13 protein-coding genes are annotated in these 14,272 nt (G+C 60.7%); 4 read left to right on the top strand and 9 right to left on the bottom strand.

Annotated features, from left to right (window positions below):
- Positions 1–134: 134 nt before the first annotated feature.
- Positions 135–857, top strand: coding sequence for an ABC transporter ATP-binding protein (locus WM95_RS07745; protein ID WP_063409439.1), 723 nt, complete (start codon positions 135–137; stop codon positions 855–857).
- Here WM95_RS07745 and bioD read toward each other — a convergent pair.
- From bioD to bioB, 4 genes are read right to left on the bottom strand one after another with little or no spacing between them, the layout of a single operon-like run.
- Positions 820–1,521 carry a dethiobiotin synthase gene (gene bioD, locus WM95_RS07740; RefSeq protein WP_063409440.1) on the bottom strand — a complete coding sequence of 234 codons (702 nt, stop codon included), beginning with the start codon at positions 1,519–1,521 and terminating at the stop codon, positions 820–822. The two genes, WM95_RS07745 and bioD, sit on opposite strands and share 38 nt — an antisense overlap.
- Positions 1,514–2,269: a malonyl-ACP O-methyltransferase BioC gene (gene bioC / locus WM95_RS07735; RefSeq protein WP_063409441.1), complete on the bottom strand. Its 756-nt coding sequence runs from the start codon at positions 2,267–2,269 to the stop codon at positions 1,514–1,516. Before bioC ends, bioD begins: the two co-directional genes overlap by 8 nt.
- Positions 2,253–3,410 carry an 8-amino-7-oxononanoate synthase gene (bioF, locus tag WM95_RS07730; protein ID WP_063409442.1) on the bottom strand — a complete coding sequence of 386 codons (1,158 nt, stop codon included), beginning with the start codon at positions 3,408–3,410 and terminating at the stop codon, positions 2,253–2,255. The genes bioC and bioF overlap by 17 nt, the downstream gene beginning before the upstream one ends.
- Positions 3,407–4,447, bottom strand: coding sequence for a biotin synthase BioB (gene bioB / locus WM95_RS07725; RefSeq protein ID WP_033144975.1), 1,041 nt, complete (start codon positions 4,445–4,447; stop codon positions 3,407–3,409). The genes bioF and bioB overlap by 4 nt, the downstream gene beginning before the upstream one ends.
- 86 nt (positions 4,448–4,533) lie before the next feature.
- On the opposite strand from bioB, the gene bioA reads away from it, so the two are divergent.
- Together bioA and WM95_RS07715 are read left to right on the top strand one after the other, a co-directional pair.
- On the top strand, positions 4,534–5,823 hold the full coding sequence (bioA, locus tag WM95_RS07720) for an adenosylmethionine--8-amino-7-oxononanoate transaminase (RefSeq protein WP_074166172.1): 1,290 nt from the start codon (positions 4,534–4,536) through the stop codon (positions 5,821–5,823).
- A 48-nt stretch (positions 5,824–5,871) separates the two neighbouring features.
- Positions 5,872–6,348, top strand: coding sequence for a kinase inhibitor (locus WM95_RS07715; RefSeq protein WP_063409444.1), 477 nt, complete (start codon positions 5,872–5,874; stop codon positions 6,346–6,348).
- Positions 6,349–6,458: 110 nt separating this feature from the next.
- Here WM95_RS07715 and hutH read toward each other — a convergent pair whose 3' ends face one another.
- From hutH to hutI, 5 genes are all read right to left on the bottom strand, one after another.
- On the bottom strand, positions 6,459–7,979 hold the full coding sequence (gene hutH, locus WM95_RS07710; protein ID WP_023310843.1) for a histidine ammonia-lyase: 1,521 nt from the start codon (positions 7,977–7,979) through the stop codon (positions 6,459–6,461).
- The gene (gene hutU / locus WM95_RS07705) at positions 7,979–9,664 is read right to left on the bottom strand and encodes a urocanate hydratase (protein WP_045355747.1); all 1,686 of its coding nucleotides are present in this window, start codon (positions 9,662–9,664) and stop codon (positions 7,979–7,981) included. The genes hutH and hutU overlap by 1 nt, the downstream gene beginning before the upstream one ends.
- A 127-nt stretch (positions 9,665–9,791) precedes the next feature.
- Positions 9,792–10,526, bottom strand: coding sequence for a histidine utilization repressor (locus WM95_RS07700; RefSeq protein WP_023310841.1), 735 nt, complete (start codon positions 10,524–10,526; stop codon positions 9,792–9,794).
- A gap of 19 nt (positions 10,527–10,545) precedes the next feature.
- Complete coding sequence (hutG, locus tag WM95_RS07695) at positions 10,546–11,484, bottom strand: formimidoylglutamase (protein WP_063409445.1); 939 nt, start codon at positions 11,482–11,484, stop codon at positions 10,546–10,548.
- On the bottom strand, positions 11,481–12,704 hold the full coding sequence (gene hutI, locus WM95_RS07690; RefSeq protein ID WP_063409446.1) for an imidazolonepropionase: 1,224 nt from the start codon (positions 12,702–12,704) through the stop codon (positions 11,481–11,483). The genes hutG and hutI overlap by 4 nt, the downstream gene beginning before the upstream one ends.
- Before the next feature lie 226 nt (positions 12,705–12,930).
- Here hutI and WM95_RS07685 point away from each other — a divergent pair, with 226 nt between their 5' ends.
- On the top strand, positions 12,931–14,214 hold the full coding sequence (locus WM95_RS07685) for a putative acyl-CoA thioester hydrolase (RefSeq protein WP_033144970.1): 1,284 nt from the start codon (positions 12,931–12,933) through the stop codon (positions 14,212–14,214).
- The last annotated feature ends 58 nt before the right edge of the window (positions 14,215–14,272 follow it).

The raw sequence follows: 14,272 nt of genomic DNA, 5'->3' as shown, positions 1-14,272 counted from the left end.
TCCCTTTTTTCTCAGCCCCTCTCTGGTGACTTATTCCTAAAAAAGCCGTTTTTTTGAACACTTTTCGGTTTCTGGCAGGGGTTTTGCAGATTCAAACGCGAGCCTCACCTACACACATTTTTAAGGAGAAAAAGATGTTGAGTCTGCGTGCTGTGAATCAGTTTTACGGAAGCCAACATACGCTATGGAACGTGAATTTGGATTTTCCGCAAGGGATGTGTACAGGCGTCGTTGGCCTGCCGGGGATGGGGAAAACCACCCTCATGAATTGCATAGCCGGGAGAGTGCCCGTTGAAAGCGGCAGCATCATCTGGCACGAGGCGGGCGCGCCGCCGCGCGACTTGCTTAACCTGCCGCCAGAACAGCGCTCAGGACCGGGGATAGGCTATGTCCCGCAGGACAGGCGGATCTTCTCCCAGTTAACGATTGAGGAGAATCTGCATATCGCCATGCGGGCGATGGGGAAACCCAACCCGGAGGCGAAAAATGACGTTTACGACCTGTTTCCGGCGCTCTACGCATTGCGTCAGGCCCGCGCCAACACGCTCTCTCCGGACGACCAGTACCAGCTGGCGCTGGCTAATGCGCTGGTGAACCGTCCGCACCTGCTGATCCTCGATGAGCCCCTGCACGGCGCAGGACACAGCTTCGCCCAGAAGCTGGGGCAGCTGCTGGTGCGCTTAAACCGGGAGTTTGGTATGACGGTGCTATTAGCGGAGCAGCAGCTGTCGTTTATCCGCCGGGTTGCGGACCGCTTCTGCATGCTCTATCGCGGGCGTAACGTGGCGCAGGGCCACGTTAACGAGCTGGATGACGAGCTTATCGCGCACTGGATGTCGCGGGAAGCAAGACGCTGAGATCGAGATAACGCCCGGTGTCGGCATTTTCCACGCCGTCAGCAAGCCAGGGAATTTCCCCGAGGCACGGGGCGGGAAGTACGCGCCTGAGCGTCGCCAGATATTCCTGGTGTCGTTTCCCCGGCGCAACCACGTCGTTGGCTATCCAGCCCGCCAGACGCAGCCCGGCCTGCTGGACGGCCTGCGCGGTCAACATGGCGTGATTGATGCAGCCCAGCCTGACGCCGACGACCAGAATGACGGGAAGCTGCTCGGCCTGCACCCAGTCAGCAAACGTCTGCGTGTCCGAAAGCGGCGTAAACCAGCCGCCTGCGCCTTCCACCAGCACCCAGTCGGCCTGGCTTTCCAGCGTCCGTAACCCGGCTGACAGCACGGTGAAATCAATCGGACGACCTTCGTCAGCGCTGATGATGTGCGGCGAGGTCGGCTCGGCAAAGGTGTACGGATTCACCGCTGAATAGGCAAGCTCACGCGTGCTGTTACGCTGGAGCGCCAGCGCGTCGGTATTGCGTAACCCTTCCGCCGTCATCTCGCTGCCGGAAGCAACCGGCTTATATCCGGCGGTGTTTTTCCCAAGCTTTCGCGCCGCCTGCAGCAGCGCCGAGCTGGCCACCGTTTTTCCCACTTCCGTATCCGTTCCGGTGACAAAATAACGTTCACTCACGTTCGATAATCCCATGAAAAAGTTGATAAGAGAGCGGGAAATGTCCCCGCTGCTGCGGCCAGGCCAGCTCCAGACGCTGCAGCTGTCCCCGGGTCAACGGTTTTTTCTCGCGTCCGGTATGCAGGTGCGTGGCGCCGATGCCCTTCAGCGAACGCATGGCACTGAACGCATCGCTAAAATTAAGCGTGATGGTCTGCACCACGCTGCGGTAGCGCCAGCCTGCCAGCGCCTGCGTCACCTGCTCATGCGATAAAAAACGGTTAGCGTGCGGCTGCTCATCCACCGCTTTCCACGCCTGATTTAGCTCCGGCAGAGAGCTTTCCAGCAGGGTGGTAAAGGCCACCTTCCCGCCCGGTCGCGCGACGCGATAAAGCTCGCGCAAGGCCTGCGGCAGGCTGCTGCACCACTGGACCGCCAGATGACTCCAGACCAGATCGAACTGCGCATCCGCCAGCGGGATCGCCTCGATATCCGCCAGCAGATAGCGATCCGCTGCCTGTCGCTGACGCGCCTCGTCGAGCATCTGCTCTGAGAGGTCGATAGCCGTGACCAGGCTTCCCGCCCCGCGCCAGTAGCGGCTGTTGCCGCCGGGACCACAGCCGGCGTCCAGCACCTGCGGAAAACGGTTCTCGCCAAGCGCGGCCAGAAGCCCCTGCGCGCTCTGACGCTGCAGCTCATCGTGCTGCGAATAGCTCTGCGCGGCCCGGCCAAATGCCGCCGCGACGGCCTGCTTATTCACCGGCGTCATGGAGCGCCTCCAGCAGCGTCTGGATATCCCGAGCGTCATGCGCCGCCGTCAGGGTTAAACGCAGCCGCGCGGTACCCGGCGGGACCGTTGGCGGCCGAATGGCTGTAACCCACATGCCGCGCTCGCGCAGCGCCTGTGCCAGCGCCAGCGCGCGGCCGTTTTCGCCGACAATCACCGGCTGGATGGCGCTCTGCGAATCGGGGCTGTGGAAGGGCAGCGCCGCTAGCCCCTTGCGGAAGCGGGAGATATGCTCTGCCAGCCGCTGACGACGTTCATCCCCTTCCGCGCTGCGGATCACCGCCAGCGACGCAGACAGCGCCACGGCCTGCGCCGGAGGCATGCTGGTGCTGTAGATCAGGTGCCGGGCAAACTGCAGCAGATAGTCGGCGACGGACTCGCTGCACAGCACGGCGGCGCCGCTGGCGCCAAAGCCTTTGCCGAAGGTGACAATCAGCAGCTCCGGCTTTACGTTTTGCTGATGCGCGCTGCCGCGACCTTCGCCACCCATTACGCCAATGCCGTGGGCATCGTCAACCAGCAGCCAGGCGTTTTGCCGCTTTGCGGCTTCGTGCAGCGCGGCAAGCGGCGCGCTGTCGCCGTCCATGCTGAACACCCCTTCGGTGACCGCCAGCTGCTGTCCGTCGCAGGGTTTATCCAGCAGCGCGGCGAGCTGCCCCGCATCGTTATGGGCAAAGCGGCGCAGCTGCGCCGGGCTTAAATTTGCCGCCTCCAGCAGCGAGGCGTGGCTCAGGCGGTCAGCGACAATACGGTCCTCTTTTCCCATCAGGGCGGTAATGACCGCCTGGTTGGCGGCAAAGCCGGAGATGAACAGCAGCGCGCGCGGGTAGCCGAGCCAGTCGGCAAGCGCCTCTTCCAGCGCCTGATGCGCCGTGGTGTAGCCGCTGACGTGTCCCGAGCCGCCGCTGCCCACGCCAAACCGCTCCGCACCCTGCTGCCAGGCGCGGATGATGGCAGGATGCTGGCTCAGCCCGAGATAGTCGTTGCTGGAGAAATTACAAAACTGCCGCCCCTCGCGGGTAAGAAAACGGCCCGCGCCGTTTTCCACCACCCTGCGAACGCGAAACGCCTCTGCCGCCCGGCGTTCGTCCAGCGCGGTATTAATGCGTGCCTGCCAGGTCATACGGCTGCCGCGTTGTAGAACTGGTCGGTGTCGGCGTTGAAAATCTGCTGCTCCAGCTGCTGCTGTTGCTCGTTATCGCCCGTCAGCACCTCGGTCTGATGCGGGTTAAGCCCCAGTTTGCGGAACAGCTGAACGTCTTTGTCCTCTTCCGGGTTCGGCGTGGTCAGCAGCTTGCAGCCGTAGAAGATGGAGTTGGCTCCGGCCATAAAGCACATCGCCTGGGTCTGCTCGTTCATCTGCTCGCGACCGGCAGAGAGGCGCACGAAAGAGGTCGGCATCATGATGCGCGCCACCGCGATGGTGCGAATAAAATCAAACGCATCCACGTCGTCGTTGTCCGCCAGCGGCGTTCCCTTAACCTTCACCAGCATGTTGATCGGCACGCTTTCCGGCGGGGTCGGCAGGTTTGCCAGTTGAAGCAGCAGGCCCGCGCGGTCTTTCACCGTTTCGCCTAAGCCCACAATACCGCCCGAGCAGACCTTGATCCCCGCGTCACGCACTTTATCCAGCGTGTCCAGACGCTCCTGATAGGTCCTCGTGGTGATGATGTTGCCGTAAAACTCCGGCGAGGTGTCGAGGTTGTGGTTGTAGTAGTCCAGCCCTGCGGCGGAGAGGCGCTGCGCCTGCTCCTCGTTTAATGTGCCGAGCGTCATACAGGCTTCGAGGCCCATCTCCTTCACGCCCTTCACCATCTGCTCCAGATACGGCATGTCGCGGTCGTGCGGGTTCTTCCACGCCGCGCCCATGCAGAAGCGGGTCGAGCCGGCGTTTTTCGCCTTGCGAGCGGAGTCGAGCACCTGCTCCACTTCCATCAGCCGTTCGGATTCGAGACCGGTTTTGTAGCGCGCGCTCTGCGGGCAATATTTGCAGTCTTCAGGACAGGCACCGGTTTTGATCGACAGCAGCGTGCTGACCTGAACATGGCGCGGATCGAAGTGCTGACGATGCACCTGTTGGGCTTCGAACATCAGCTCAAGGAAAGGTTTGTTGAATAATTCAGTGACTTGCGACATCGTCCAGCGTGCGTGGTGAGCCATCGGGCTTCTCCAAAGGGTTTTGTTAATTTTCGGTTCGGTTTATACTCGTAAACCTAAAACTTTTCAAAATGGTTTACAAGTCGATTATGACCCAGGACGATCTCGCCTTCGACAAGCAGCATATCTGGCACCCTTACACTTCCACTACCCGCCCTCTTCCCGTTTATCCGGTGGCCTCGGCCCACGGCTGCGAGCTGCACCTCGCCAGCGGCGAACAGCTCGTTGACGGGATGTCTTCGTGGTGGGCGGCCATTCACGGGTACAACCACCCGCGTCTGAATGCGGCGATGAAGGCGCAGATTGACCAGATGTCGCACGTGATGTTTGGCGGAATCACCCATCAGCCCGCGGTGGATTTATGCCGTCGCCTGGTGGCGATGACGCCTGAATCGCTGGAGTGCGTGTTCCTGGCCGATTCCGGCTCCGTGGCGGTGGAAGTGGCGATGAAAATGGCGCTGCAGTACTGGCACGCGAAGGGTGAAACGCGCCAGCGCTTCCTCACCTTCCGCAACGGCTATCATGGGGATACCTTCGGGGCGATGTCGGTGTGCGATCCGGACAACTCCATGCACAGCCTGTGGAAGGGCTATCTGCCGGAAAACCTGTTTGCCCCTGCCCCGCAGAGCCGTTTCGACGGCGAGTGGAACGAGATGGACATGGTCGGCTTCGCGCGGCTGATGGCGGCGCATCGCCATGAAATCGCCGCCGTGATCCTGGAGCCGATTGTGCAGGGCGCAGGCGGAATGCGGATGTACCATCCGGAATGGCTGAGGCGTATTCGCAAGATGTGCGACCGCGAGGGCATTCTGCTGATTGCCGATGAGATCGCCACCGGCTTTGGCCGCACCGGCAGGCTGTTTGCCTGCGAACATGCGGGCATTGCGCCGGATATACTGTGTCTGGGCAAGGCGCTGACCGGCGGCACCATGACGCTCTCCGCTACGCTCACGACCCGCCAGGTGGCCGACACCATCAGCGACGGCGAGGCGGGCTGCTTTATGCACGGCCCGACGTTTATGGGCAACCCGCTGGCCTGCGCCGTCGCAAGCGAAAGCCTCGCCATTCTGGAGAGCGGCGAGTGGCAGACGCAGGTGGCGGCGATTGAGGCGCAGCTGAAAGAGGAGCTGAGCGCCGCCTCTGGCGCAAATTTCGTGGCAGACGTGCGCGTGCTGGGCGCCATCGGCGTGATTGAAACCACCCATCCGGTGAATATGGCGGCGCTGCAGCGCTTCTTCGTTGAGCAGGGCGTCTGGGTGCGGCCTTTCGGCAAGCTTATCTACCTGATGCCGCCGTACAGCATTACGCCGGTGCAGCTGCGTAAATTAACCGACGCGGTTGTAACAGCCGTTAACATTCCCGCGCATTTCACGATGTAACCCTATGCATTACACTTGCTGAACGAGCGATCAACGAGGGTAAACTGTATGAAAATCATCAGTAAAGATCTGCGCGACGGTGAAAAACTACCGGAACGCCACGTATTCAACGGCATGGGCTATCAGGGAGACAATATCTCCCCGCACCTGGCGTGGGACGACGTTCCAGCCGGAACCAAAAGCTTTGTCGTGACCTGCTACGACCCGGATGCACCTACCGGCTCCGGCTGGTGGCACTGGATTGTGGCGAACCTGCCTGCCGACACGCGCGTCCTGCAGCAGGGTTCAGGTTCAGACCTGGTTGCCCTGCCTGAAGGTGCCATTCAGACGCGCACCGATTTTGGTAAAGCGGGCTACGGCGGCGCGGCGCCGCCAAAAGGGGAAACCCACCGCTATATCTTCACGGTGCACGCGCTGGATGTGGAGAAGATTGAGGTCGATGAAGGGGCGAGCGGCGCAATGGTAGGGTTTAACGTGCATTTCCATTCGCTGGGCAGCGCGTCGATTACGGCGATGTATTCATAATAGTGCGGGCTGATGCCCTCACCCCGGCCCTCTCCCACAGGGATAGGGAGAGGGAGAGGGAGAAAACCGGGCAATTCCCTCTCCCTGTGGGAGAGGGTGAGGGCAAAAAATCACAGCACCGAAGGTAACAGTCCTACAAGGCTTCCCTCTTCCAGAAGCTGCATCGCCTTATCAATATCCGGCGCAAAGAAGCGGTCATCATCGTAGTGCGATACGTGCTCGCGCAGCACATGACGCGCCTGCTCCAGCAGCGGGCTGGATTTTAGCCCTTCACGCAGATCGACACCCTGACATGCCGCCAGCCACTCCACCGCCAGCACGCCGCGGGTGTTGGAGGCCATTTCCCACAGACGACGCCCGGCAGCCGGCGCCATCGAAACGTGATCTTCCTGGTTCGCTGACGTTGGCAGGCTGTCCACGCTGTGCGGGTGCGACAGGGCTTTGTTCTCGCTCGCCAGCGCCGCCGCGGTCACCTGGGCAATCATAAAGCCCGAGTTGACCCCGCCGTTACGCACCAGGAACGGCGGCAGCTGGGACATATGTTTATCCATCATCAGCGCGATGCGGCGCTCGGACAACGCGCCGACTTCGGCAATCGCCAGGGCGATATTATCCGCCGCCATTGCCACCGGCTCGGCGTGGAAGTTGCCTCCGGAAACCACCTCGTTTTCCTGGGCGAAGACCAGCGGATTATCGGACACCGCGTTGGCCTCCACCAGCAGCACTTCTGCCGCCTGGCGCAGCTGCGTCAGGCACGCGCCCATCACCTGCGGCTGGCAGCGCAGGGAATAGGGATCCTGAACCTTCTCGCAGTTATGGTGTGAATCGGCAATTTCGCTGGTGTCGGTAAGCACGTGACGGTACATCGCGGCGACATCAATCTGCCCGCGCTGACCGCGCACCTCGTGGATGCGGGCATCGAACGGGCGACGCGAGCCCAGCACGGCTTCGGTGGTCAGCGCACCGCACACCACCGCCGAGGCAAACAGATCTTCCGCTTCAAACAGGCCGCGCAGCGCGAAAGCGGTCGATGCCTGCGTGCCGTTCAGCAGCGCCAGCCCCTCTTTCGCCGCCAGGGTGATCGGGTTTAACCCGGCTTTTTTCAGCGCCTCTTTCGCAGGAAGCCACTCGCCCTGCCAGCGCGCTTTGCCTTCCCCCAGCAGCAGCAGCGACATGTGCGCCAGCGGCGCAAGATCGCCGGAGGCACCGACGGAACCTTTTGCCGGGATCCACGGATAGACTTCCGCATTGACCAGCGCCATCAGCGCCTGAATCACGCTCAGTCGAATGCCGGAGAAGCCGCGGGCCAGGCTGTTGATTTTGAGCACCATCATCAGACGGACAATCTCATCATCCAGCGGCTGACCCACGCCCGCCGCGTGTGACAGCACCAGCGAACGCTGTAAGTTTTCCAGATCGTGTGTCGCGATGCGGGTCTGCGCCAGCAGGCCAAAGCCGGTGTTAATCCCGTAGGCGGTACGCCCTTCGGCAACGATGGCTTCGACGCAGGCGACGCTGTCGTTAATGGCGGCATGAGCACTTGCATCCAGCGAAAGGGTGACCGGCTTGCGCCAGACGTTACGCAGCTGCTTGAGCGTCAGCGAGCCGGGAGTGAGTGTTAATGCGTTCATTAATGCTTTCCTTGTGTGGCAGGGATCATCGGCAGGTTAAGACCCTGCTCTTTGGCACAGTCAATGGCAATTTCGTAACCCGCATCCGCGTGACGCATCACGCCGGTTGCCGGGTCGTTGTGCAGTACGCGAGCGATACGCGCGGCGGCTTCATCGGTTCCGTCGCAGACGATGACCATCCCGGAATGCTGGGAGAAGCCCATCCCCACGCCGCCGCCGTGGTGCAGCGACACCCAGGTCGCGCCGCTGGCGGTATTCAGCAGAGCGTTCAGCAACGGCCAGTCGGAGACCGCATCCGAGCCGTCGCGCATGGCTTCGGTTTCGCGGTTCGGGCTGGCGACGGAGCCGGAGTCCAGGTGGTCGCGGCCGATGACGATCGGCGCGGAGACTTCACCGCTGCGCACCATTTCGTTGAAGGCGAGGCCGAGTTTTTGACGCCACTCCAGCCCTACCCAGCAGATACGCGCCGGCAGGCCCTGGAAGTTAATGCGCTCGCGGGCCATGTCCAGCCAGTGGTGAAGATGTTCGTCATCAGCGACGATCTCCTTCACTTTGGCGTCGGTTTTGTAGATATCCTCCGGGTCACCGGACAGGGCAACCCAGCGGAACGGACCGATGCCGCGGCAGAACAGCGGACGAATATAGGCAGGAACGAATCCAGGGAAGTCAAAGGCGTTATTCACGCCCATCTCTTTCGCCATCTGGCGGATGTTGTTGCCGTAGTCAAAGGTCGGAATGCCCATCTGGCTGAAGGCCAGCATGGCGGAGACGTGCTCGGCCATGGAGCGTTTCGCGGCAAGCACCGTGCCTTCCGGGTCGGTTTCCGCTTTTTGCTGATATTCTTCCCACGTCCAGCCTTTTGGCAGATAGCCGTGCAGCGGGTCATGGGCGCTGGTCTGGTCGGTGACCAGATCCGGGCGCACGCCGCGGGCGACGAGTTCAGGAAGAATGTCCGCCGCGTTGCCGCACAGGGCAATCGACACCGCTTTACCTTCGGAGGTGTATTTTTTTATGCGCGCCAGCGCATCGTCCAGATCGGTTGCCTGCTCATCGACGTAGCGGGTGCGCAGACGGAAATCAATGCGGCTCTGCTGGCACTCAATGTTGAGCGAGCATGCGCCGGCAAGCGTGGCGGCCAGCGGCTGCGCGCCGCCCATGCCGCCGAGACCCGCGGTCAATACCCAGCGGCCTTTCAGCGAGCCGTTATAGTGCTGGCGACCGGCTTCCACGAAGGTTTCGTAGGTGCCCTGCACGATCCCCTGGCTGCCGATGTAGATCCAGCTCCCCGCGGTCATCTGGCCATACATCGCCAGCCCTTTTGCGTCCAGTTCGTTGAAGTGTTCCCAGGTGGCCCAGTGCGGTACGAGGTTAGAGTTGGCGATCAGCACGCGCGGGGCGTTTTTGTGCGTTTTGAACACGCCAACCGGCTTGCCGGACTGTACCAGCAGGGTTTCGTCGTGTTCGAGTTCGGTCAGGGATTTTACAATTGCGTCATAGCATTCCCAGTTGCGCGCGGCGCGGCCTATGCCGCCGTAGACCACCAGCTCGTGGGGGTTCTCCGCCACCTCAGGGTCGAGGTTGTTCATCAACATGCGCAGCGGGGCTTCGGTGAGCCAGCTTTTGGCGGTAAGCGTGGTGCCGCGCGCGGCGCGGACGTCCTGCTGGCGGTATTTACCTGACGACATTGTGTGCTCCTCATAGGGGACAGATGATGCATTTAGATATACTTGTATAGACAAGCACACACAAGGTCAGATTTAACAAAAAAGATACAATTTTGTTATATTGCGTTAGCGATCACGCTTATAAAACTTATGACATGAAGTGGCCCTGCAGCCGGTAGCGATTCCCCGGGAAAAGCAGCCGGGCATGCGACACAATGTGCGACGAGGACCAGGTACGGCGGCGGATCAGCAGGCACGGATCGTGCTCTTTAATGCGCAGCCTTTCGCACTCCTGCGGCGTGGCGCGCACGGCCTCCACAATGTGCTCCCCTTCCGTCAGCGGTGCGACGAGCGAGAGATAGGCATGCGGCGTGGTCTGGGTGTAATCCTGGTTCAGATAGTCCGGTATCCGCTCAGCGTTAACGCAGCGATCTTCAATCTGCACCGGAATGTCGTTTTCGAAATGCACCATCACGGAGTGGAAGATGCGGCTTCCCTCCTTGACGTTAAGCTCTGTGGCCTGCTCGGCGCTGGCCTGGGTCTCTTCGAGCACCAGCACCTCACAGCGGTGCTGATGATTACGCGCGGCTATCTCGTCCGCAATGCTGCGGATTTCAAACAGGGCCGACTGTCCTTTCGGTTCCGCCACAAACGTCCCCACGCCCTGCAGGCGCACCAGAAGCCCTTCGTCGGTCAGCTCGCGCAGCGCCCGGTTGACGGTCATCCGGCTAAAACCAAACTGTGCCACCAGCTCGGCCTCCGAAGGAATGCGATCGTGCGGGCGCCAGACGCCGGTAGCGATTTTTTCGCTAATTGCCTGCTTCACCTTTTCATAGAAAGGCGCGGGAGGGCTCGACTGCGGCAGAGGTGAGCGTGAAAACATCGTGACTCCTTGAATAGTGTTATGCCCACCAGTGAGCAATTTGCCAGGCCAGGCGGGCGGCGAGCTTAGCGCCCTGCCCGTCCCGATCGTACTGCGGGTTAAACTCTACCAGATCGGCGGCCTGTAGCTTACCGCTGCGGCAGATTTGTTCGATAACCGGGAGAAGATCCAGCGCCGGTATGCCTAACGCAGCCGGTGCGGACACGGCAGGCATTTCGCTGGCGGGCAGGACGTCCAGGTCGATTGTCAGATAGATACGATCTGCCTGCGCCAGTACCTTTTCCAGGGCGGATAGCGCATCGCGCCTGAAATGGAGATCTTCCACCAGCGTGACGTTCAGGCGTTCGGCCTCATCCCACAAAGCCTGCGTGTTCGCCGCCCGGCTCACGCCAAGGCAGGCGTAGTGAAATTCCCGCCCGCGCTCATCGCAGTAGCGCGCCAGCTGGCGAAACGGGGTGCCGGACGTCGCCCGGTCGGCCTTGCGCAGATCGAGATGGGCATCAAGGTTGATAATAACAACCCGCTCGTTCGGAAAGGCGTCCAGCACGCCGCGACCGTGCGCCCACGCGGTTTCGTGCCCGCCGCCAAACACCAGCGTCCGCATCCCGGACTGCTGACAGGCCGTGACGGCATCGCTTAACGCCTGCTGTGCCGCTTCCAGCTCGCCGCCTTCAACGTACACCGAGCCCATATCCGCCAGCCGGTCATGTCCCTGATGGCTTGCCATATTTGCCAGCGCTTTTCGCAGCATATCCGGTGCCTGCACGGCGCCGGGCCTGCCCTGATTGCGTTTTACCCCTTCATCACATTCAAAGCCTATCAGCGCGATGCCGGATGAAAGCGGCGTGAACTGGCCCTGCTGCTTTATCGTCTGGAAAATGCGCTTTGCGCTGCTGGCCTCGGCGCTGTCATCGCGCCCCTGCCAGACGGTTTCGGCTACAGGCCGCCATAACCTCATACTGCCTCCCCACGGAAAATACGTTGATACAGCGGATTGCGTCCCGGCTCGTAGACCATCTCTACCGGATGGTGTGCATCCCAGACGATAAAATCGGCGACAAACCCGGCCCGCAGCTGTCCGTGGGTTTCCCCGCGGCCCAGTGCCTGCGCGGCATGGCGCGTGACGCCAGCCCAGGCTTCCTCGGGCGTCAGGCCAAACTGGACGCAGGCCATATTCATCGCCAGGTGCAGGCTCGCAAACGGGCTGGTGCCGGGGTTATAGTCGGTGGCGACCGCCATCGGCACGCCCTGTTTTCTGAGCTGTTCAACCGGCGGACGCTGGCGCTCCTGTAGAAAATAGAACGCCCCCGGCAACAGGACGGCAACCGTGCCGCTTTGCGCCATCGCCTGAACGCCTGCGTCGTCGAGATACTCAATATGATCGGCGGAAAGGCCCTTATACTGGCTGACCAGCGCCGCACCGCCCTGATTCGACAGCTGCTCGACGTGCCCTTTCACCGGGATACCCAGCGCGGCGGCGGCCTTGAAGAGGCGCTCGGTTTGCGACGGGGTAAAGCCGACGTTTTCACAAAACACGTCGACTGCTTCATATAACTCTTTTTGCCACAGCGTGGGCAGTATCTGCTCACAGACCAGCGTGAGGTACGCATCAGGATCCTGCCGGTATTCCGGCGGAACCGCATGGGCCGCCAGCAGCGTTGGGCTGATATCGATCGGATTATTGAGGCCCAGCTGGCGGGCAACCTGCAGCATCTTCTCTTCGGCCTCGGCGTTGAGGCCGTATCCCGATTTGATTTCAACGGTCGTCACGCCTTCATTCATGAGACGCTGGAGCCGCTGCTGCGCCAGTTTCAGCAAGGTTTCGGCTGAACTGCTGCGCGTCGCCGTCACGGTCGCGTTAATCCCGCCCCCCTGGGCGCTAATGGTTTGATAAGAGACGCCGTTCAGACGCTGCTCCCACTCCGCCGCGCGGTCGCCGCCAAATACCAGGTGGGTATGGCAGTCAATCAGGCCAGGCGTGACCAGACGTCCCTGAAGATCGACACAGTGACGGTGTCCGGAAGGAATGTCAGATTCAGGGATCGCGGCCAGAATAGTGTGGCCGCGCACGACCAGGGCGTGTTGCTCTTTCAGTCCATAAGGCGCAGGTACGTCCGGAGCCATCGTAGCCAGTCGCGCATTTCGCCATATTACATCGTCGGGATGAATCTGCTGCATGGGGCATTCCACTTGTCTTAGGTTGTATAGACATTTATTTGCATCCACCGTCTACTGTCAACCGCCCTGGCGGAAAATGTTATTTATTTGTGATCACTTACCTGCCGCTCCGGGGCTAAAAATGCAACTTTTACCCTTTTTATCTTCCCGTTTCGCTCAACTTAGTATAAAAAAGCAGGCTATTTCGTCTATCCCGTTTAAGATTTGCATACCCAGGAGCTCTACCTTGAACATTTCCAGGATTTCCCGTCTGGCGTTAGCACTCGCCTTTGGCGTGACCTTATCCGCATGCAGTTCAACACCACCGGATCAGCGCCCTTCTGAGCAGGTTGCGCCCGGTACCGCCTCCCGCCCGATTTTGTCCGCTGATGAAGCGAAGAACTTCGATCGTGCGCACTACTTCTCGGCGATGGATCCTAACGCTGCGCCGTGGACACCGTCTTCTATCAACCTGCCTAAACAGCCTGACTTCGTGGTTGGCCCGGCGGGTGCGCAGGGCGTAACGCATACCTCTATTCAGGCTGCGGTTGATGCTGCCATCACTAAACACAGCGCGTCTCGCCAGTACATCGCGATCCTGCCGGGTGAATATGAAGGCACCGTGTATGTTCCGGCGGCACCGGGCAGCATTACACTTTACGGTCTGGGCGAAAAAGCGATCGACGTAAAAATTGGCCTGGCGATTGATTCCGAAATCGACAGCAACACCTGGCGTCACCTGGTGAACCCGGCCGGTAAATATATGCCGGGCAAACCGGCGTGGTATATGTTTGATAACTGCCAGAGCAAGCGTTCCGCCACCATTGGCGTGATGTGCTCGGCGGTGTTCTGGTCTCAGAATAACGGTCTGCAGCTGCAGAACCTGACCATTCAGAATACCCTGGGCGACAGCGTTGATGCCGGCAGCCACCAGGCCGTTGCGCTGCGTAGCGATGGCGATAAGGTGCAGATTAACAACGTCAACATTCTTGGCCGTCAGAACACCTTCTTCGTGACCAACAGCGGCGTGCAGAACACCCTGCAGAATAACCGCCTGACCCGTACCCTGGTGACCAACAGCTACGTTGAAGGTGACGTGGATCTGGTGTCCGGTCGCGGCGCGGTGGTGTTTGATAATACCGATTTCCGCGTGGTGAACTCACGTACTCAGCAGGAAGGTTACGTGTTTGCTCCGGCAACCCAGTCTAACCTCTTCTACGGCTTCCTGGCCGTGAACAGCCGCTTTAATGCTGCCGGTGACGGCGTGGCGCAGCTGGGACGCTCCCTGGATGTGGACTCTGCGACCAACGGTCAGGTCGTGATCCGCGACAGCGTGATCAACGAAGGCTTCAACATGGCGAAGCCGTGGGCTGATGCCGCGATCTCCAAACGTCCATTCTCCGGTAATACCGGTGCGGTGGATGATAAAGGGAACGTGCAGCGCAACCTGAACGACGCTAACTTCAACCGCATGTGGGAATACAACAACCGCGGTCTGGGTAGCAAAGTGGTGGCTGAGCCGAAACAGTAAGCTGTTTTGCCGGGTGGCGCCGCGTTTACCGGGCATAAAAAAACCTCGCATTCGCGAG

The sequence above is a fragment of the Enterobacter cloacae complex sp. ECNIH7 genome, from assembly GCF_002208095.1.
Taxonomy (GTDB): Bacteria; Pseudomonadota; Gammaproteobacteria; order Enterobacterales; family Enterobacteriaceae; genus Enterobacter; species Enterobacter cloacae_M.
The sequence above is the reverse complement of the archived record's forward strand: the minus strand, read 5'-3'. Positions and strand labels throughout refer to the sequence as shown.